General features: G+C 68.2%; 9 protein-coding genes. 3 read left to right on the top strand and 6 right to left on the bottom strand.

What is annotated here, in order from left to right; translation table 11 throughout:
* Nucleotides 1-15: 15 nt before the first annotated feature.
* Nucleotides 16-1,347: a glycosyltransferase gene (locus U4Y88_RS08960; protein ID WP_321783458.1), complete on the bottom strand. Its 1,332-nt coding sequence runs from the start codon at nt 1,345-1,347 to the stop codon at nt 16-18.
* Between the two features lie 312 nt (nt 1,348-1,659).
* Between U4Y88_RS08960 and U4Y88_RS08965 the strand changes: the two genes are divergently transcribed.
* The gene (locus U4Y88_RS08965) at nt 1,660-2,907 is read left to right on the top strand and encodes an oligosaccharide flippase family protein (RefSeq protein ID WP_224004965.1); all 1,248 of its coding nucleotides are present in this window, start codon (nt 1,660-1,662) and stop codon (nt 2,905-2,907) included.
* A 64-nt stretch (nt 2,908-2,971) separates the two neighbouring features.
* On the opposite strand, the gene U4Y88_RS08970 is transcribed toward U4Y88_RS08965, so the two are convergent.
* Nucleotides 2,972-4,132, bottom strand: coding sequence for a glycosyltransferase (locus U4Y88_RS08970; protein ID WP_321783460.1), 1,161 nt, complete (start codon nt 4,130-4,132; stop codon nt 2,972-2,974).
* 474 nt (nt 4,133-4,606) lie between these two features.
* Here U4Y88_RS08970 and U4Y88_RS08975 point away from each other — a divergent pair, with 474 nt between their 5' ends.
* Nucleotides 4,607-5,569 (top strand): glycosyltransferase family 2 protein, encoded by a 963-nt coding sequence (locus U4Y88_RS08975; RefSeq protein ID WP_321783462.1) that lies wholly within the window; start codon nt 4,607-4,609, stop codon nt 5,567-5,569.
* Nucleotides 5,570-5,629: 60 nt separating this feature from the next.
* Here U4Y88_RS08975 and aroG read toward each other — a convergent pair whose 3' ends face one another.
* The 4 genes from aroG to U4Y88_RS08995 form a co-directional block, all read right to left on the bottom strand.
* Nucleotides 5,630-6,703, bottom strand: coding sequence for a 3-deoxy-7-phosphoheptulonate synthase AroG (aroG, locus tag U4Y88_RS08980; RefSeq protein ID WP_224004974.1), 1,074 nt, complete (start codon nt 6,701-6,703; stop codon nt 5,630-5,632).
* A gap of 466 nt (nt 6,704-7,169) precedes the next feature.
* Nucleotides 7,170-8,636 (bottom strand): metalloprotease TldD, encoded by a 1,467-nt coding sequence (gene tldD / locus U4Y88_RS08985; protein ID WP_224004978.1) that lies wholly within the window; start codon nt 8,634-8,636, stop codon nt 7,170-7,172.
* An 82-nt stretch (nt 8,637-8,718) separates the two neighbouring features.
* On the bottom strand, nt 8,719-9,600 hold the full coding sequence (locus tag U4Y88_RS08990) for a carbon-nitrogen hydrolase family protein (RefSeq protein ID WP_321783464.1): 882 nt from the start codon (nt 9,598-9,600) through the stop codon (nt 8,719-8,721).
* Between the two features lie 82 nt (nt 9,601-9,682).
* Complete coding sequence (locus U4Y88_RS08995; protein ID WP_321783466.1) at nt 9,683-14,197, bottom strand: YhdP family protein; 4,515 nt, start codon at nt 14,195-14,197, stop codon at nt 9,683-9,685.
* A 383-nt stretch (nt 14,198-14,580) separates the two neighbouring features.
* Between U4Y88_RS08995 and glnE the strand changes: the two genes are divergently transcribed.
* Nucleotides 14,581-17,424 (top strand): bifunctional [glutamate--ammonia ligase]-adenylyl-L-tyrosine phosphorylase/[glutamate--ammonia-ligase] adenylyltransferase, encoded by a 2,844-nt coding sequence (gene glnE, locus U4Y88_RS09000; RefSeq protein ID WP_321783468.1) that lies wholly within the window; start codon nt 14,581-14,583, stop codon nt 17,422-17,424.
* Nucleotides 17,425-17,488: the final 64 nt, after the last annotated feature.

The raw sequence follows: 17,488 nt of genomic DNA on the forward strand, positions 1-17,488 counted from the left end.
CTCAGACCATCGCGCTCAGACCATCGCGTTCTGCAAGGTCTGCTTGAACTGATCGAGCGTGTTGCGCGCGAGCAGATGCGCGTCGGCGCGCGCGATACCCGCGCCGGGCGCGCGCTCGCGCCAGCTTTGCGCGAGCGTGCCGATCGCGCGCGCGATGGTCGCGGGTTCGAGATCGTCGAGCAGCGGACCGAGCGCGCCGTCGCGGCAGAACCAGCCGATCAGGCCGTCGGCGCTCGCGAGCACCGGCTTGCCGAAGCGGTACGCCTGCACCAGCACGCCGCTCATGCCGTAATGTTTGCGGTAGCCGAGCCACACGGCGTCGCAGGCCGAGAACAGATCGCGCTCCATCTCGTCGGGCACGAAGCGGTCGAGGATCACCGGCGCGGGCATCAGATGCGGCGCGTGCGCGTTGATGAACGCGCGCGTTTCGTCGTCCTGCTGGCCCGCGATCACGAGGCAGGGCGCGCCGTGCATCTGCGCCAGCGCCTCCATCAATTCGCGGATGCCCTTGCGCTCGCCGATCGCGCCGTAGACGAGCAGATAGCGCGTCTGCGCGTCGAGCCCGAGACGCGCGCGCGCGATCTGCGGATCGACGGCGTCGATTTCGGGAAACGGGTCGGCGACGTAGGCGAGGCGCGTCGAACTCGCCGACGACGAGGCCGACGAGGGCGAGGACTGCGAGCGCGTGCGCGCGAACCACTCCGGCAGCGTCGGATCGATGGTGAGCAGCGTGCGCAGGCCGCGCGCGCGCACGCCGCGCCGGAACAGCATCGACTTCACGAGATCGACGAGCGGACGGCGCGGCGTGCGCAGCCCCGCCTGCGCGTGATGGAAGGTCATGCCCATCACGATGGCGATCCATGGCGTCTCGCCGAACGGCGTGTCGAGGGCCGCGAGCGTGTAGAAGAAGTAATCGGCGTAGGGCACGACCACGAGGCGCACGCGCGTCGAGCGGCTGATCTCGGCGAGCGCGCGTGAATAGAAGTCGCGAAAGCGCATGTAGACGCTGCACGCGTATGGCAGGCCGCGCGGCACCGTGTGCAGGTCGAGCAGCATGACGCGCCGATCGGGGCGCGCCTCGCGCTCGATGCGCTGCACGAGCGGATGTTCGGCGTAGGCGGTATCCGTGACGACGAGGCAGCGATGGCCGGCTTCCACGCACGCCTGCGAGACCCATTCGACGTAGCGCCAGCGATGTCCCGTGAAGTTGGGCTCGATGATCGCGATCCATGCGTCGTCGGCCGCCGCGCCGTCGCTGGCGGAGCCGGTGGCTGTGCCGGGCCCGACGGCGTCGTTTCCGTCGGCGGCATCGTCGGCGTCGTCACGGCGGTATCTGGCGATCGACACGGTATCCATGTAGTCGGCCCGTCTGAGGATTGTGCGTCTCACCATAGCAGCGCGGCGCGCGCGCCACGCGCCAAAATGCGGGCCGGGGTGGCCGAAAACGCCTGGCGGCGCGGCGCGGGTTGTCCGCCTGGCGCGCTGCCGCACGTTGACACACGCTGTCACGCGGCGCGTCCGATTCCGCCTGGCAGATGGCGTCTGGTGACGTTTGCGCCGGGTTAACGTCGCAAGGTCGGCCCCGCGAGACCCGGGGCAAAGGCGCGCGTACGGCGCGCTCGCGGCGACAGGACAAAGGACAACGCAAGGAGAAGCGGATTGCGCGCGATGCGGGTGCCGGCGTGGCCGGTCAAGGCGGGGTTCGGTCCCGGCGCGGCGACGTGGGTGTTGCTGCAGCAGGTCGTCGTGCGCGGCCTCGTGGCCGTCAAATTTCTCGTGATCGGACGCATTCTCGGGCCGTCCGCGATCGGTCTCGCGAGCGTGGCGCTGCTGGCGGTCGCGATCGCCGAAGCGCTCTCCGACACCGGGCTCGCGCAGGCCGTGATCCAGGGCCCGACGGCGCCCACGCGCGATCAGAACGGCGCGATCTGGACCACGCTCGCCACGCGCGGCCTGCTCATCGCGCTGCTGCTGGTCGCCAGCGCGCCGCTGATGGACGCGCAGTTTCAACTGGGCGGCGCGCTCGGCCTCGTGCAACTCGCCGCGCTGCTGCCGTTCCTGCGCGGGCTGGCGTCGCCGGCCTATTTCATCGCGCAGCGCGAGCGGCGCTTTCAGCATATCGCGGGCATCGAGATCGCCGCTGCGTGCGTCGATTGCGCCGTGGGCGTCGGCCTCGCGCTGGCTGGCGCGGGTCCGTATGCGCTGCTGTTCGGCATGATGGTCGGCGAGGCCTTCAAGAGCGTGCTGACGTGGACCACGCTCGCGCCGCGTCCGCCGATCCGGCTGCGCTGGTCGGGCATCGGCCATTACGTGGGCTTTTCGCGCTGGATCTGGGCGAGCAGCGTGATCATCCTGATCACCAATCAGTTCGACAAGGTGGTGGTCGGCAAGCTGCTCGGGCCGACGCAACTGGGCGCGTGGCAGATGTCGTCGAAGCTCGCGCAGATGCTGCTCGCCGACGCCGCCATCGCCATGTCGCAGTATCTCTTTCCGACCTTCGCCGCGCATCATCGCGGCGGCGCGCAGGCGGCCGCGCGGCTGTTCCGCATTTATCTCGGCGTGACGGCGCTCGGGCTCGCCGCCGTGGTGATCGTGCTGCGCTTCGCCGCCGAGCCGCTGTTCTCGATCGTGCTGGGCGCGGCGTGGCTTTCGGCGGTGCCGCTGTTTCGCATCTTCGTCATCAACATGGCGATCAGCGCGCTGAACTCGGTGCTGGCGTCGTATCTGCGCGCGGTCGGCGACGCGCGTGCCGTGACGGTCGCCTCGCTGATCCAGGTCGGCACGCTCGCGGTCAGCGTGCCCATCGCCACGCATCAGTGGGGCGTGATGGGCATCGCGTGGTCGATGACGCTCGGGCTTGCGTCGGGCGCGGGCTGGATGCTGTATCGCGTGGGGTGCAAGCGCTGAACGGCGTGTGAAGCGCATCGCACAGATACGCCTGAATCGCGCCTCAAATACGACTCAGACGCACTCAAGCACGCAGCGACGCCTCGACGATTTCCGCAAGCTGATGCCCGAGCGTGGGCGTGTTGAGCCGGCAATAGGCCGCGTGCGCGGCGGCGGCCATCTCGCGCATCGCGTCGGGCGGCAGCGCCCACGCGCGGCGCAGCGTGGCGGCGAGCGCCTGCACGCCGCCGTCGCGGCCGAACAGGAAGCCGGTGCTGCCGTCCTCGACGTAGCCCGGCTCCGGTCCCATGTGCTGACGCAGCCGGTCGTGGACCACGGGCGGCAGACTCAGCGCGAACATGTGCACGACCGACAGTCCCGCCGAACCCGGATAGCAGCCCACGCGGCAGCGGCGGCTGATGGCGGCGATGGTGTCGTCGTCGTAGAGCGCGCCGTACCAGATCACCTCGCCGCGGTCGCGATAGCGGCGTTGCAGGCTCGCGGCATGTTCGCCGCCGCCGATCACGTGCAGCGCGATATCGCAGCCTTCGCGATGCATTTGCGCGATCACTTCGATCAGGCGCTCGATCTGCGAATCCTCGCGCAGCCGGCCGATGAACAGCACGCCGTTTTCGGTGCCGGTTTTCGCGGCGGGCTCGACCGTCGACGACACCGTGAGCGAGTTGTTGGCGACCACGAGCTTGCTCGCCGGACAGCCGATGCGCACGAGCGAGCGCCGCGACGCCTCGGTATAGCAGACGTAGCGCTGCGCGAGCGCGACGGCGAGCCGGTAGCAGAGCGTGCGCACGAGGCCCGCGTGCTTGTGGCGATACAGTCCCTGACCGTGGATCAGCACCGGCACGCGCATGGCGCGGCCCGCGACGAGCGCGAGCCACAGCGAGAGATAGCGGACGTCGGCGAAAATCAGCACGGCGTCGGGACGTTCGAGAACGATGCGTTCGAGCACGCGGCTTTGCATGCGGATGCGCCGCGACGGCAGGCCCGCGATGCGCGTCTCGACGAACTCCTCGCAGTCGGGCCGCTCGCGCGAAAAGCCGCTCGCCTCCACGCCTTCCGAACACGCGAACACCTTCACGCAAAACAGCCGGTTCAGCGACTCGATGACTTCGACGCGATAGCGCGCGATCAAGGGCTGCACGTAGAACACCACGGGCCGCTCGCGCACCGCGCTGTGCGCGTCGTGTGCGTCGTGTTCCTCGGCATAAAGACGCGTCCCGGTAGACATGATCTTGTTTTCCACAGCCTGGCTCCAGCATGCAGACGCGGTCGATTGGGGACGGTGTCTCGTGTATCCGGCTTGTTATCCGGTCAGTTTTTTTGATTTCCTCTGAATGTTGTAGGCGAGCCGTAGCAAAAGGGGAACCCGAAATTCGCTATGGAAAATTGGGCGCTCGCAGGGCCGTGCTATGGGCGATGCAGCATTCATAAACGCACGGGAACGGTGCGAAAAATGGCGCAAAAAGACCGGCAGAATGGCGGATGCCGGCGATCCGCTTGTCGGCGAAATTGTGTGCCGACCTCTTGCGGCAATGTCTTGTGGCGCGTTTTTTGTTGCGATGCATCGCCCGTTGAATTCAGCCGATGAATAGAGTGATTCGGACAACTTGATTTGTGCGTCTCGGACCCGGCGTCGACCTGGGGTAATCTCGGAGCGAATGGATGTCTGCGGTCGTGCATCCAGGCGAATGCGGAGAACTCGATGACGATGCTCACAGGCGGTGCAGCCCCAGCTTCATCCGTGGACGGCGCAAGCATGCGCGCCACCGCCAGGAACACCGCGCACGACACCGCGCGCGTGGCCGCTGTGATCGCCACCAAGGGCCGTCCCGCGGCGACCGCGTGGGCCGTGCGTCTGCTCGCGCGGCAAACGGTGCGTCCCGTGCAGGTGATTCTGTCCGCGAGCTGCGCAGCCGATCTCGGTCCCTACGACGCGGAAGGTCTGCGCGTCGACGTGCTGATCGGCAGCGCGGGATCGAGCGTGCAGCGCAATCGCGCGCTCGACGCGCTCGCGCCCGACATCGACATCGTGATCTTTCTCGACGACGACTTCGCGCCCGAGCGTCACTGGATCGCGCAATGCATCGAGGCGTTCGAGGCGGATAGCGGGCTCGTCGGTTTGTCGGGACGCACGCTGCGCGACGGCGCGCAAGGTCAGCCGGTTGCCTGGGAAGAAGCGCTCGCGCTCGTCGACGGCGCGCAGGAAGAGGCGCGCCAGCGTCCGCCGCTGCGTGACTGCGACGAGCTTTATGGCTGCAACATGGCGTGCCGCGCGCAGGCGATCGCCGGGCTGCGTTTCGACGAACGGCTCGTGCTCTACGGCTGGCTCGAAGACAAGGATTTTTCGCGGCGGCTCGCGCGCGGCGGGCGGCTCGCGTACTGCGATTATCTGATCGGCGTGCACCTGGGCCTGCGCGGCGGCCGCGTGTCGGGCCGCCGTTACGGCTATTCGCAGGTGGTCAACGCGATGTATCTGTGCCGCAAGGGCGTGATGTCGAGGAAGGAGGCGGCGAGCAACATCGTGCGCGCGCTCGGCATGAACTGCCTGAAGTCGATGCGCCCGGAGGCGCATCTCGACCGGCGCGGTCGCCTGATCGGCAACGTGATCGGCATCGCCGACCTGTGCATCGGCGCCGTGCGGCCCGAGCGCGCGGCGCGGCTGTGAAGCCCGCGCCGCGCGCTGTTTCCCGATGACGTAGACGCGCGTCGTTGCGCGTCGTCGTGCCTAGTTGCCGCTGCCGCGCGCGATGCGGCGCTGCTTGACGCTTTCCGCGAGACCTTCGAGCACGTTCACGCTGTCTTCCCAGCCGATGCACGCGTCGGTGATGCTCTGGCCATAGGTGAGCTCGCAACCTTCCTTGAGGTCCTGACGGCCCGCCACGAGGTGCGATTCCACCATCACGCCGACGATGCGCTCGTCGCCCGCCGCGATCTGGCGGCCGATATCGGCGCACACGGGAATCTGGTTCTCGTGCTTCTTCGAGCTGTTGGCGTGGCTCGCGTCGATCATCAGACGCGCGGCCAGACCGGCCTTGCCGATGTCGGCGCAGGCGGCGTTCACGCTTTCCGCGTCGTAGTTCGGCGTCTTGCCGCCGCGCAGGATCACGTGGCAGTCCTCATTGCCCGCCGTCGAGACGATGGCCGAGTGGCCGCCCTTCGTCACCGAGAGGAAATGGTGCGGCTGCGACGCGGCCTTGATGGCGTCGACGGCGATCTTCACGTTGCCGTCCGTGCCGTTCTTGAAGCCGACCGGGCAGGAGAGGCCCGAGGCCAGTTCGCGGTGCACCTGCGACTCGGTCGTGCGCGCGCCGATCGCGCCCCACGAGATCAGGTCGGCGATGTACTGCGGGCTGATCATGTCGAGGTATTCGGTGCCCGCGGGCAGGCCCAGTTCGTTGATCGAGACGAGCAGTTCGCGTGCGGTGCGCAGGCCGTCGTTGATCTTGAAGCTGTTGTCCATGAACGGGTCGTTGATGAGACCCTTCCAGCCCACCGTCGTGCGCGGCTTTTCGAAGTACACGCGCATGACGATTTCGAGTTCGTTCTTGAAGCGCTTGCGCTCTTCGACGAGGCGCTTCGCGTAGTCGATCGCGGCCTTGGTGTCGTGAATCGAGCACGGCCCGACGATCACGATCAGGCGGTCATCCATGCCGTGCAGGATGCGGTGCATCGCGCGGCGCGATTCGTAGATCAGCGTCGACGCGTCTTCCGAGCACGGGAATTCGCGGATCAGGTGCGCGGGCGGCGTCAGTTCCTTCAGTTCGCGGATACGGACATCGTCGGTGTTGTGCGGGGGCATGTTGTTTTCTCCTGATCCTGGGTGCGTAGCGTGCGTCGGTCGGACGGTGCTGCAAAAATCGGTTAGATGAAAATGCGGCTCTGAGGCAATGCACGAAAAGTGCGGGACGAAAAAAAACCGCCAGACTTGGCTGGCGGTTTCTCGTTTGTTCGGGGTCCTGCGCGTACTATCAACCCTCTCGATCCGCCAGCGGTCTGAGATACCAAAAGAAGTAAAAATAAAACTTCGTGGCGAACATGGCGGATTGGGCTTGGCTAAATTGCGTTTGGCAAAAAAAGCGTTCGTTACGTCGAAAAGGGTGATTGCCTTTATACCCCGGCCGTCTCGCGGCTGGCAAGCGGGTTTGCGCGAAAAAGCGGATTATCCGCGCGATTGTGCGGTGCGATGCAGAAAATCCGCGTGGCGATGCGGAATTTCCGCATCGCCGTGCATCGCGCGCCGATGCGAACCCGCGCGCGCTTTAACTTTAAACCGTGCCGCCGACCGTCATGCGGTCGATGCGCAGCGTCGGCTGGCCCACGCCCACCGGCACGCTCTGGCCCTCCTTGCCGCACACGCCCACGCCCGAGTCGAGGCGCATGTCGTTGCCGATCATGCTCACGTACTTGAGCGATTCCGGGCCGCTGCCGATCAGCGTCGCGCCCTTCACGGGGTAGGTGATCTTGCCGTTCTCGATCATGTACGCCTCGGACGCCGAGAACACGAACTTGCCGTTTGTGATGTCCACCTGGCCGCCGCCGAAGTTCACGGCGTAGAGGCCGTTCTTCACCGAGGCGAGGATTTCCTGCGGGTCCTTGTCGCCGTTCAGCATGTAGGTGTTGGTCATGCGCGGCATGGGCAGCGCGGCGTACGACTCGCGGCGCGCGTTGCCGGTCACCGGCATCTTCATCAGGCGCGCGTTCAGCGAATCCTGGATGTAGCCCTTGAGAATGCCGTCCTCGATCAGCGTCGTGCACTGCGTCGGGTTGCCTTCGTCGTCGATATTGAGCGAGCCGCGGCGATTCGGCAGCGTGCCGTCGTCGACCACGGTGACGCCCTTGGCCGCCACGCGCTGGCCGATCTGGCCCGCGAACGCCGACGAACCCTTGCGGTTGAAGTCGCCTTCCAGACCGTGGCCGATGGCTTCGTGCAGCAGCACGCCGGGCCAGCCCGGCCCGAGCACGACGGTCATCGCGCCAGCCGGGGCCGGACGCGCTTCGAGGTTCACGAGCGCCGCGTGGACGGCGTCGTCGACGTACTTGCTGAGGATGTCGTCGGTGAAATAGCCGTAGTCGTAGCGGCCGCCGCCGCCGCCGCTGCCGACTTCGCGGCGGCCGTTCTGCTCGGCGATCACCGTGACCGAGACGCGCACGAGCGGGCGGATGTCGGCGGCGAGCGCGCCGTCGCTGCGCGCGACCAGCACCACGTCGTATTCGCCCGCGAGGCCGGCCATGACCTGGGTGATGCGCGGATCGCGTCCGCGCGCCATCTGCTCGATGCGTTCGAGCAGCTTCACTTTCTCGGTCGCTTCGAGCGAGCTCAGCGGGTCGGAGGGCAGGTACAGGTCGCGGCCCGCGATGCCCTTGAGCGACGACGCCACCTTGATCTTCTGCTTGCCGCCGCCCGCCTGCGCGATCGAGCGCGTGGCGATGGCGGCCTGGCGGATCGCCTCGGGCGAGAGGTCGTCGGAATAGGCGAACGCGGTGCGCTCGCCGGACACCGCGCGCACGCCGACGCCCTGGTCGATGCTGAAGCTGCCCGACTTCACGATGCCTTCTTCCAGGCTCCACGCTTCGCTGCGGGTGGTCTGGAAATAGAGGTCGGCGTAGTCGACGCGGTGCGTGAAGATCTCGCCGAGCGTGCGCGTGAGCACTGCCTCGTCGAGGCCGTAGGGCGTGAGGAGCAAGTCCTTCGCGGTCGCCAGATTGCGGATGCCGGGTTCGATGATGTTCATGCGCTCAGTGGGATCAATCGTTGAGTCTGTGAAGGAAGATTCGGGCGCGGTGCGCTCAATTCAAGTGGCGCGCCCGGGTTCGTCAGGAACAGTCGAGCACGCGATGCCGCCATGCGGGCAGACTCGCGCGCACGGCGGCGATACGGTCGAGGTCGAGGTCGCCGATCACCACGCCGGGGTGTTCGTCGAGCACGTCGACGATCTCGCCCCACGGGTCGATCAGCATGCTGTGGCCCCAGGTGCGCCGGCCGTTTTCGTGCGTGCCGCCCTGCGCCGCGGCGAGTACGTAGCACTGGTTCTCGATCGCGCGGGCGCGCAGCAGGATTTCCCAGTGCGCGCGGCCCGTGGTGTAAGTGAACGCCGACGGCACGACCATCAGCGCGCAGCCGTCCTGGCCGCCGGGGCTGCCCATGCGGCGGTACAGCTCGGGAAAGCGCAGATCGTAGCAGACCGACAGGCCCACGCGGCCGAACGGCGCCTCGAAGGTTTGCACCTCGGCGCCGGGACGGATCGTGCGCGCCTCGTCGAACGATTCGGCGCCTTTCTCGAAGTTGAACAGATGGATCTTGTCGTAACGCGCGCGCTCCGCGCCGCTCGGATCGAACACGAGCGTGGTGTTGAGCACGCGGGTTTCCTCGGGCGCCTTCAGCGGCAGCGTGCCGCCGATGATCCACACGCCGTGGCGCTTCGCGGCATCGGCGAGAAAACGCTGGATCGGGCCGTCGCCGTAAGCTTCGCGGATCGCGAGCTTGTCGGTGTCCTTGTGGCCCATGAAGCAGAAGTACTCTGGCAGCAGCACGAACTGCGCGCCTTGCGCGGCGGCGTCGGCGATCAGGCGTTCGGCTTCGGCGAGATTGCGCGCGGGGTCGGGCGTGCTGACCATCTGCAGCGCGGCGACGCGAAAATGCGTCGCGGGCGGCGCGGTTGGGGTGGACGTGGCGGCTTGCGTGGGAGATTCGCTCATCGGCGGCTCGTGAGTGGACGATGTTCGTTGCCGGCCCGTTCGGGCAGCCGCGCCAGGGAGGAGGGGTTCCGTGATCCGAACCTCAATGCGCCGCCGCCGGGACCTGCGCGTCCATCTTACCCTGATCGCCGTGCAGGCGCTCGACGTGGGGTTTGGCCCAGGAGCCCGTGATGGCGTAGTCGCGCGCGAACGCCGACTCGACCGTGTGCGAGAGCGCGATGTCGCCCACCAGCGCGGCGAGACCGAGGAACGGATTGATGATCGCGGCGACCACCACGCCCGCGCCCGCGCTGACCGTCGGCACCACGTGCACGCGCAGGTCCTGGGTTTCGTGCGCGAGATCGACGGTGCCCTGCATCTGCGCGCGGCCCGGCGCGGTGACGAGCTTGAAGTCGCCGGTACGGCCGATGCCGTTCTGGATCTGCCCCGTGCCCGTGACGCTCGTGAAGGGCAGGCCTTCGCCGATCACGTCGCGGAAGTCCATGCTCGCGAAGCGCGCGAGGCTTTGCAGGCTCAGCACGCCGAGCAGCTTGGCCACGCCCGGATCGACCTTGAGGATCTGACCGTGGCGCAGGTCGACTGCGAGATTGCCGTTGAGCGTCGGGAAGTCGATCTTCGTGGGGCCGCCGCGCCAGACCAGATTGCCGCTCAGCGTGCCTTCGCCGCTCTTGATCGCGTGCGCGACGCCCGCGCGTTCCAGCAGCTTGCCCGCGTCCTTGATGTCGACGTGGAAATCGAGCGCGGTGCGGCGCGGCGTCTGCGTGACGCCGCCCACGGTGTCGGCGGGCGCGGCTTCGTCGCCGATCGCGCGCCAGTTTTCGGTGGCCGTGAAGTGCGCGTCCGGGTTCAGGATGTCGAGCGTGTCGAGCTGCCAGACCGGCACGCCGTTCTCTTCGGAGTTGTGCGCGTTGATCTGCAGGCGGCCGAGGTCGCGGCCGCGCACGATCAACTGGTTCACCACGAGGTCGATCGACGGCATGTTCTGCGCGGGCTGCGAGACGGCCTGGCCGAGCAGGTCGTTCTCGGTCGCGGCGGGCACGACGAGGCGCGCGAGCCGCGCTTCGAGCGTGCCGGGCGAACCGGGCACCGCGCCCGGCTTCCACGAGACGTGGCCCGAGACCTGGTTCGAGGCGAGGTTGGCCTGCCATTCGTTGCCGCGCTCGCCGCTGCGCGAGGCGCCGACGATCACGTTTTCCCAGTGGCGCTTGAGCAGCGTGAGCGTGCCGACGTGAACCGCGAAGCGCGACGGCAGGTACTGCGCGAACGCGCCGCCGGGCGCGGGCGGCGCGGCGGCAACGTTTGCCGCGCTGGCCGGCATGGCGGCCGATGCGCTGGTTGCAGCGCTGGTTGCCGCGGTGCTTGCGCTATTGGCGGGAGCCGCAGCCGAAACCGCCGCGCCGCTCGCCGGATTCGCCACGGCGTTGGCCGCGCTGGTCGCGGCGGGGCTGGAGGCGCCGTTCGCCATCGCCGCCGCGGCCGCGTTGGCCGGGGCGCTGTCGCGCGCCGATTCTGCGCGATCGGCACGTTGCGCCGCCACCGCTGCCGCATTGCTCGCCGCCGCCTTGCCGCGCAGCTGCTGAACCACCATACGCCAGGCGTCGGCGTCGAACTCGGGCACATCGACGGCCGCCGTCACGCCTTCGGCGGGCAGGTCGGCGGGCTTGTTCATGCCGATTGCGCCGCGCACCACGTCCGGCACCGCGTGGCCCGGATTGCGGCGCAGCACGTAGCGCGCCGCGAGCGGGCCGAGCGTGAGTTCCGCGTGCTGATAGACCGAAGCGTCGGTGGCGCTGGCGACCGTGCCGGCGTCGTTGGCGTCGCCGGTGCCCGGCTGAAGCGAGAAGCGCAGCGGCATCTGCGTGCCGGCGCGCTTGCCGAACGGCGCGGGCAGGTCGATGGCGAGATCGGTGAGATCGGAACTCGCCTTCACGTCGGGCAGATGGCCGCGCGTGCCGTCCACCGAAAGCGAGTAGGGCGCCGCGCCCGAGAAGCGTTCGAGCACCGCCGCCGCCGTGCCGCGCAGATTGAGGCCGCGCGCCGCATCGACGGCCACGTTGCCCGCCACGTTCAGCTTGTAGCGGCCGTCCTCGCGCATCCCGCCATTCGCGCGCAGGTCGCCGCCGAGGAAGCGGCCCGTGAGGCGCTCGACTTCGGCGCTGCGGTTCGTGAAGTGCACCTTGCCGTTGAGCGCCGAGAGCGGCGGCACATTGTCGGCGGCCAGCGTGTTGTTCTCGAAGCCGATCGCGCCGGCCACCAGCACCTTTGGCATCGGCTTGCGCGGGATCGTGAGCTTGAGCGCGAGCGTGGCCGGCCCTTGCGCGCGCACCTTCGCGGGCGCGTGCTTCGACATCGCGCCGATCGAGCTGTTGTCGGCGTACGCGAGCAGGTCGGCGAGCGGGCCGCGCCCCGCGCCTTCGATCACGAGATCGGAGCCCTTGATGCCGAGTTCGTCGATGCGGCCGTTGACGTCGCGCAACACGAAGTTGCGGTAATGGCCGCGCGCCACGTCGAAGCGCAGCTGCTTTTCCTTGAGCGTGAACACGCCGTCGATGCCGTCGAACGCGGGCCACACGTTGGGCACGCCGTTGCGCATGGTCTTGGGCGGATACGGCGACGGGTCGAAGCGGCCGTCTTTGAACGGCGCGACGATGCGGAACTGGCCCGCGTCCGGGTCGCGCGAATAGGGGAATTTGGTGAGATCGCCGTGAATCTCGATGGTCGCGCCCTTCGAGATGCCCGCCTGGAGCCCGTGGCCCAGATAGATGCGCGTTTTCTCGCTGATGCTGGTGGGCAGATAGCGCGCGATGGCGTTGACCTTGGCCTCGTCGAAATGCGCGACGAGATCGAGCGCGCCGCGCCCGTGGCCCGGATTCGTGTAGTGCGCGGTCATCTTCGCGCGCGCGTCGGCGTTCTGCACGCCCAGCTCGCTCACGTCGACGACGAAAGCCTTGAGCTTGTCGCCCGGATTGCGTCTGGCGGCCACCGTCCACTTCGCGGTGCCGTACAGGCTGTCGAAGGTCAGGCGCGGATCGTCGAACACGCCCGGCAGCGTGACCGCCGACTTCGAGGCGTCGAGGCGGATGAAGCCGTGCGATTCGTCGGCGTCGATATGCCCCCAGAGATTCTCGAAGCCAGGCAGGCCCGCGCGCGGGTGATTGCGCGGCGTGAGGCCCGGACCCGGCTCCTGCGCCGCCACGCTGATGCCTTGCAGATCGCCCTTGAAGCGGTAGTGGAGGATCGGCTCCACCGGCGCCGAGCGCTGCTCGGTGGCCGCTTCGCCCGAGTCGGGCGCGCCGCGTTCGAGCGCGAGTTCGTAGTTGGCGACGAGCCCTTGCGGATTGAAGCGCACCAGCGCGTTCTGCACGCGGCCCGGCAGCGGCAGCGCGCGCATGAACTCGGCGAGGATGCCCAGATCGATGCGGTCGCCGCGCACGCTCACGAGCTGGCCCACTTGCCGCGATTGCTGGCGAAAGCGCGCATCGAGCGTGGTGAGCGCGAGCGTGCGCACGAGCGGCGTGCCGTCGTCGAGCGGCGGCTGGCCGAGTTCGGCGTGGAAGTCGTGCAGTTGCAGCGTGAAGTCGCCGGGCGCGAGGCCCATGCGCCAGTTGAAGCGCGCGACCGGCAGATCGAGACGCGGCTGCGTGGGCTTCACGCGCAGCGCGACGTTGCTGCCGCTGAGCACGCCGTCGGCGGACTGGATGCGGCCGTCTTCGAAGTGCGCCCAGATCGCGTTGTCGATGCGTCCTGCATAGGTCGTGATCGGCAGCGGAATGTAGCGCGCCAGTGTGGGCAGATCGACGGGACCGGTCGAAATGTAGGCGTTGCCGCTCCACGTGTTCGGCTTGCCCGCGGGCGCGAGGCGCGAGTGCTTGAACTGCGCGCGGAAGTCGAGCGGGCCGTGCAGCACCGTGCCCTCGGCGGGCGCCTGCAACGCGACGCGGTGATCGTAACCGTCGTTGAGAATCGCGAGGCGGATGTTCGAGAGCTTCAGTTCGGGCGCGTCGCGCGTGGCGTCGGTCCAGCGCAGCGTGCCGCCGCGCAGCACGATGGCCTGCTGGCGCATCAGCCAGGTCGTGAAGGTGGCGTTGCCGGTATGCGCGGTGGGTACGGGCACGCCCGCGACCGTCAGCGTGCCGTCGTCCTCGCGCGTGATCAGCACGTCGGGGCGCTCGACGATCATGCTGGAAAGCAGCGGCTCGAACAGCACGAGCGAGCGCCACGACACCGAGGCGGTCGCGTGCGGCACGTTCAGCGCGAGCTGGCCCTGGCGGTTGCGGATCGTGAGGTCGGCGACGTCGATGCCGGGCTGGAAGCCCGACCAGTGCGGCGAGAGCTTGCCGATGCGGAAATCGGCGTGAATCTTGTCGGAGACGAGCTTTTCGATGCGCGGACGGAAGTCGTCCACATGCGGCAGCACGATGTAGCGCAAGCCCAGCAGCAGCACCGACACGATGAAATACAGGACGAGCGCGATGCACGCCAGCACGCGCAGCGTGTGACGGAGGACCGGGTGGTGATGCTGGGAGCCCGCGTCTGCACTTTCCCGGCTGGCGTGTCCGGTGGGGTGCGGGCCGGCGGGGTCGTTACGCTCGGGCATGCTGCGGCGGGTGGGGTATGGTAGCGTTGCGTTCTGACGACGAAATGTATCACACAGGGCCGTATACAAGGCCATCCGGGGAAGCCGGGATGGCCCGTGGCGCGCGGGTTTCTACATGGCGGGCAGGGCGGTTGACAGGCGCTTCGGTGTCCGGCGCGACGCGGCGGGCGGAGCGTGCGAGCCCAGGCGCGGCGTCTGGTATCTGCAAGCCTTGCAACGGAACGTCACCGCCGGTCCTCGCGCGTGTCATCTTCGGCGCTGTGCGGTCCGCGCGTGTTGCGCGTGGGTTCCGCAAGCGTCCCGCGTATTGTCCGGTTCCCGTGCCGCTTTCATCGCGCGATCATCCACGTTTCTCTCCGCTTATTCCGCCGGGCCAGGCCTTCATGACTGACATTCCCCTTCTGAGTTCCAGTTATTCGCGCTATGCGGCGCGCGCTTATGCGGCCCGTCCCGGCCTCGAAGCCGAGGTCGAGGCGCTCGCCGCCGCGCCGATCACGCGCGAGCGTATCGTCGCGCGGCTCGACGCGCTGTGCGCGCAGGCCGGCGGCCGAGCGGTCGATCCAGCAAGCGCCGCACCTGCTTCGGCTTCCGGTTCGGTTCCTCTCGCGCTGACCGACGAACAGTTGAAGACCGCGCTGCGCCAGGTGCGCGTGGAAGTGATCTGCGCGGTGATGGAGCGCGATCTGGGCCAGGTCGCCGACGTCGCCGAAGTGACCGGCACCATGACCGATCTCGCCGAAGTCGCGATCGAGCGCGCGCTCGCGGTCGTGAGCGCCGATCTCGAAACCGTGTTCGGCGAGCCGCGCGGCCCGAACGGCGAAAAGCTCACGCTCGGCGTGGTCGGCATGGGCAAGCTCGGCGGGCGCGAGCTCAACGTGTCGTCGGATATCGACCTGATCTTCGTCTACGAGGACGACGGCGAAACCACCGGCGGCCAGCGCTCGCCGATCGCCACCCAGGACTACTTCACGCGCGTGGGCAAGCGGCTGATCGGCGCGCTGTCCGACGTGACCGCGGACGGCTTCGTGTTCCGCGTCGACATGCGGCTGCGGCCGAACGGCGACTCGGGACCGCTCGTGTGCAGCCTCGGCATGCTGGAGGAATATTTCTACGTGCAGGGCCGCGAGTGGGAGCGCTACGCGTGGATCAAGGGGCGGCTCGTCTCGGAGCGTGAGTCCGACAGCGCGCAGCGCCTCGCCACGCAGCTCGACTCCCTCGTGAAGCCCTTCGTCTATCGCCGCTACCTGGATTTCGGCGTGATCAGTGCGATCCGCTCGCTGCATTTGCAGATCCGCCAGGAAGCGCAGCGCCGCGCCATGATGCGCCCCGACAAGGCCGACGACATCAAGCTCGGGCGCGGCGGCATCCGCGAAATCGAATTCAGCGCCCAGGTGTTCCAGCTGATTCGCGGCGGTCAGGACGCGGGCTTTCGCGTGCGCCCGACGCTCGCCGTGCTCGGCTACGCGGCGGCGCGCGGCCTGATCGCGTCCGAGGTCTGCCACGACCTGACGCTCGCCTACAACTTCCTGCGCGAACTCGAACACCGCCTGCAATATCGCGACGACGCGCAGACGCACGCGATGCCCGTCGACGACGCCGAACGCGCGGCGCTCGCGAAATCGATGGGTTTCAGCGACTACGCCGCGCTGATGAGCGTGCTCGATGCGCACCGCGAAAAGGTCGAGCATCAGTTCGACCAGATCTTCTCGGACAAGGTCGGCGGCGAGAGCGGCTGCGGCGCGCCCGAGGACGGCGCGGCCGCGTGGGTGTGGAGCGGCGCGCTGGCCGAGGAAAGCGCGGACGGCGCCTTGCTCGAACGCCTCGCCGACCTCGGTATCGACGATCCGGCGCCGCTGCTCGCGCGCCTGCGCGGCCTGTGGACCTCGTCGCGCTACACGGGTCTGCCCGAAAAGAGCCGCGAGCGTTTCGACATCGTCGCGCAGCGCGCGCTCGACGCGGCGCGCACGCTGGAGCCGCGCGCGCGGCGCGGCGTCACGCTCGCGCGCATGTTCGACCTGCTCGAAGCCGTGATCCGGCGCGGCGCCTATCTCGCGCTGCTGACCGAATATCCCGATGCGCTCGACCGCGTGCTCAAGGTGCTCGGCGCGTCGCGCTGGGCGTCGGGCTATCTGATCCGCCATCCGCAACTGCTCGACGAACTGCTCGACGACGAAGCGATTTCGTCGCCGTTCGACTGGCCGGAATTCTCGCGTCTGCTGCGCGCGCGCCTCGCCGCCGCCACCGATGTCGAGCAGCAGATGGACCTGCTGCGCCACGCGCACCAGGCCGAGGTGTTCCGCATCCTGCTCAACGACCTGGCCGGGCGGCTCTCGGTCGAGCACGTGAGCGACCGCCTCTCGGAACTCGCCGACGCGGTGCTCGACGCGACCATCGACACCGTCTGGAAGCAGTTCGCGAAACGCCATCGCGAGGTGCCGCGCTTCGCGGCCATCGCGTACGGCAAGCTGGGCGGCAAGGAACTGGGCTACGCCTCGGACCTCGACATCATCTTTCTCTACGACGACGAGGACGAGCGCGCCGCCGAAATCTACGCGACCTTCGCGCGCCGCCTGATCACCTGGCTGACGACCGCGACGGGCGCGGGCACGCTGTTCGACATCGATCTGCGGCTGCGGCCGAACGGCGAATCGGGGCTGCTCGTCACCGATCTCGACGCGTTCCGCCGCTATCAGCTACGCGAAGGCGACGCCGCGAACACGGCGTGGGTGTGGGAGCATCAGGCGCTGACGCGCGCGCGCTTTTCGGCCGGCGACGCGGGGATCGGCAACGCCTTCGAGGCGATTCGCGTGCAGGTGCTCACCACGCCGCGCGACGACGCGCCGCTCGCGCAGGAGATCGTGGAGATGCGCCAGCGCGTCGAGGACGGGCATCCGAACCGCACCGAGCTGTTCGATCTGAAGCACGATCGCGGCGGCATGGTCGATATCGAGTTTCTCGTGCAGTACTGGGTGCTGCTGCACGCGGCGCAGGACCCGGAACTGATCCGCAATACCGGCAATATCGCGCTGCTGCGCGAGGTGTCGCGCTTCGGGCTGATGAGCGAGGAGGAGGCCGATACGATCGGCTCGGCGTACCGGCTGTATCGCAAGCTCCAGCATCAGATGCGGCTCGACGGCATGGAGACGGCGCGCGTGGACCCGGCGCGCGTCGAGCGCGAGCGCGAGACGGTGCTCGCGTTGTGGAAGCGGGTGTTTGGGGAGGGGTGAGGGATTGGCGCGGTTCAGGCTTTCAGTAGACGCCGCGCCAGCACGTCTTTCAAATCCCGCCGCG

Source organism: Paraburkholderia sp. J94 (genome assembly GCF_905220285.1).
Lineage (GTDB): Bacteria > Pseudomonadota > Gammaproteobacteria > Burkholderiales > Burkholderiaceae > Paraburkholderia > Paraburkholderia tropica_A.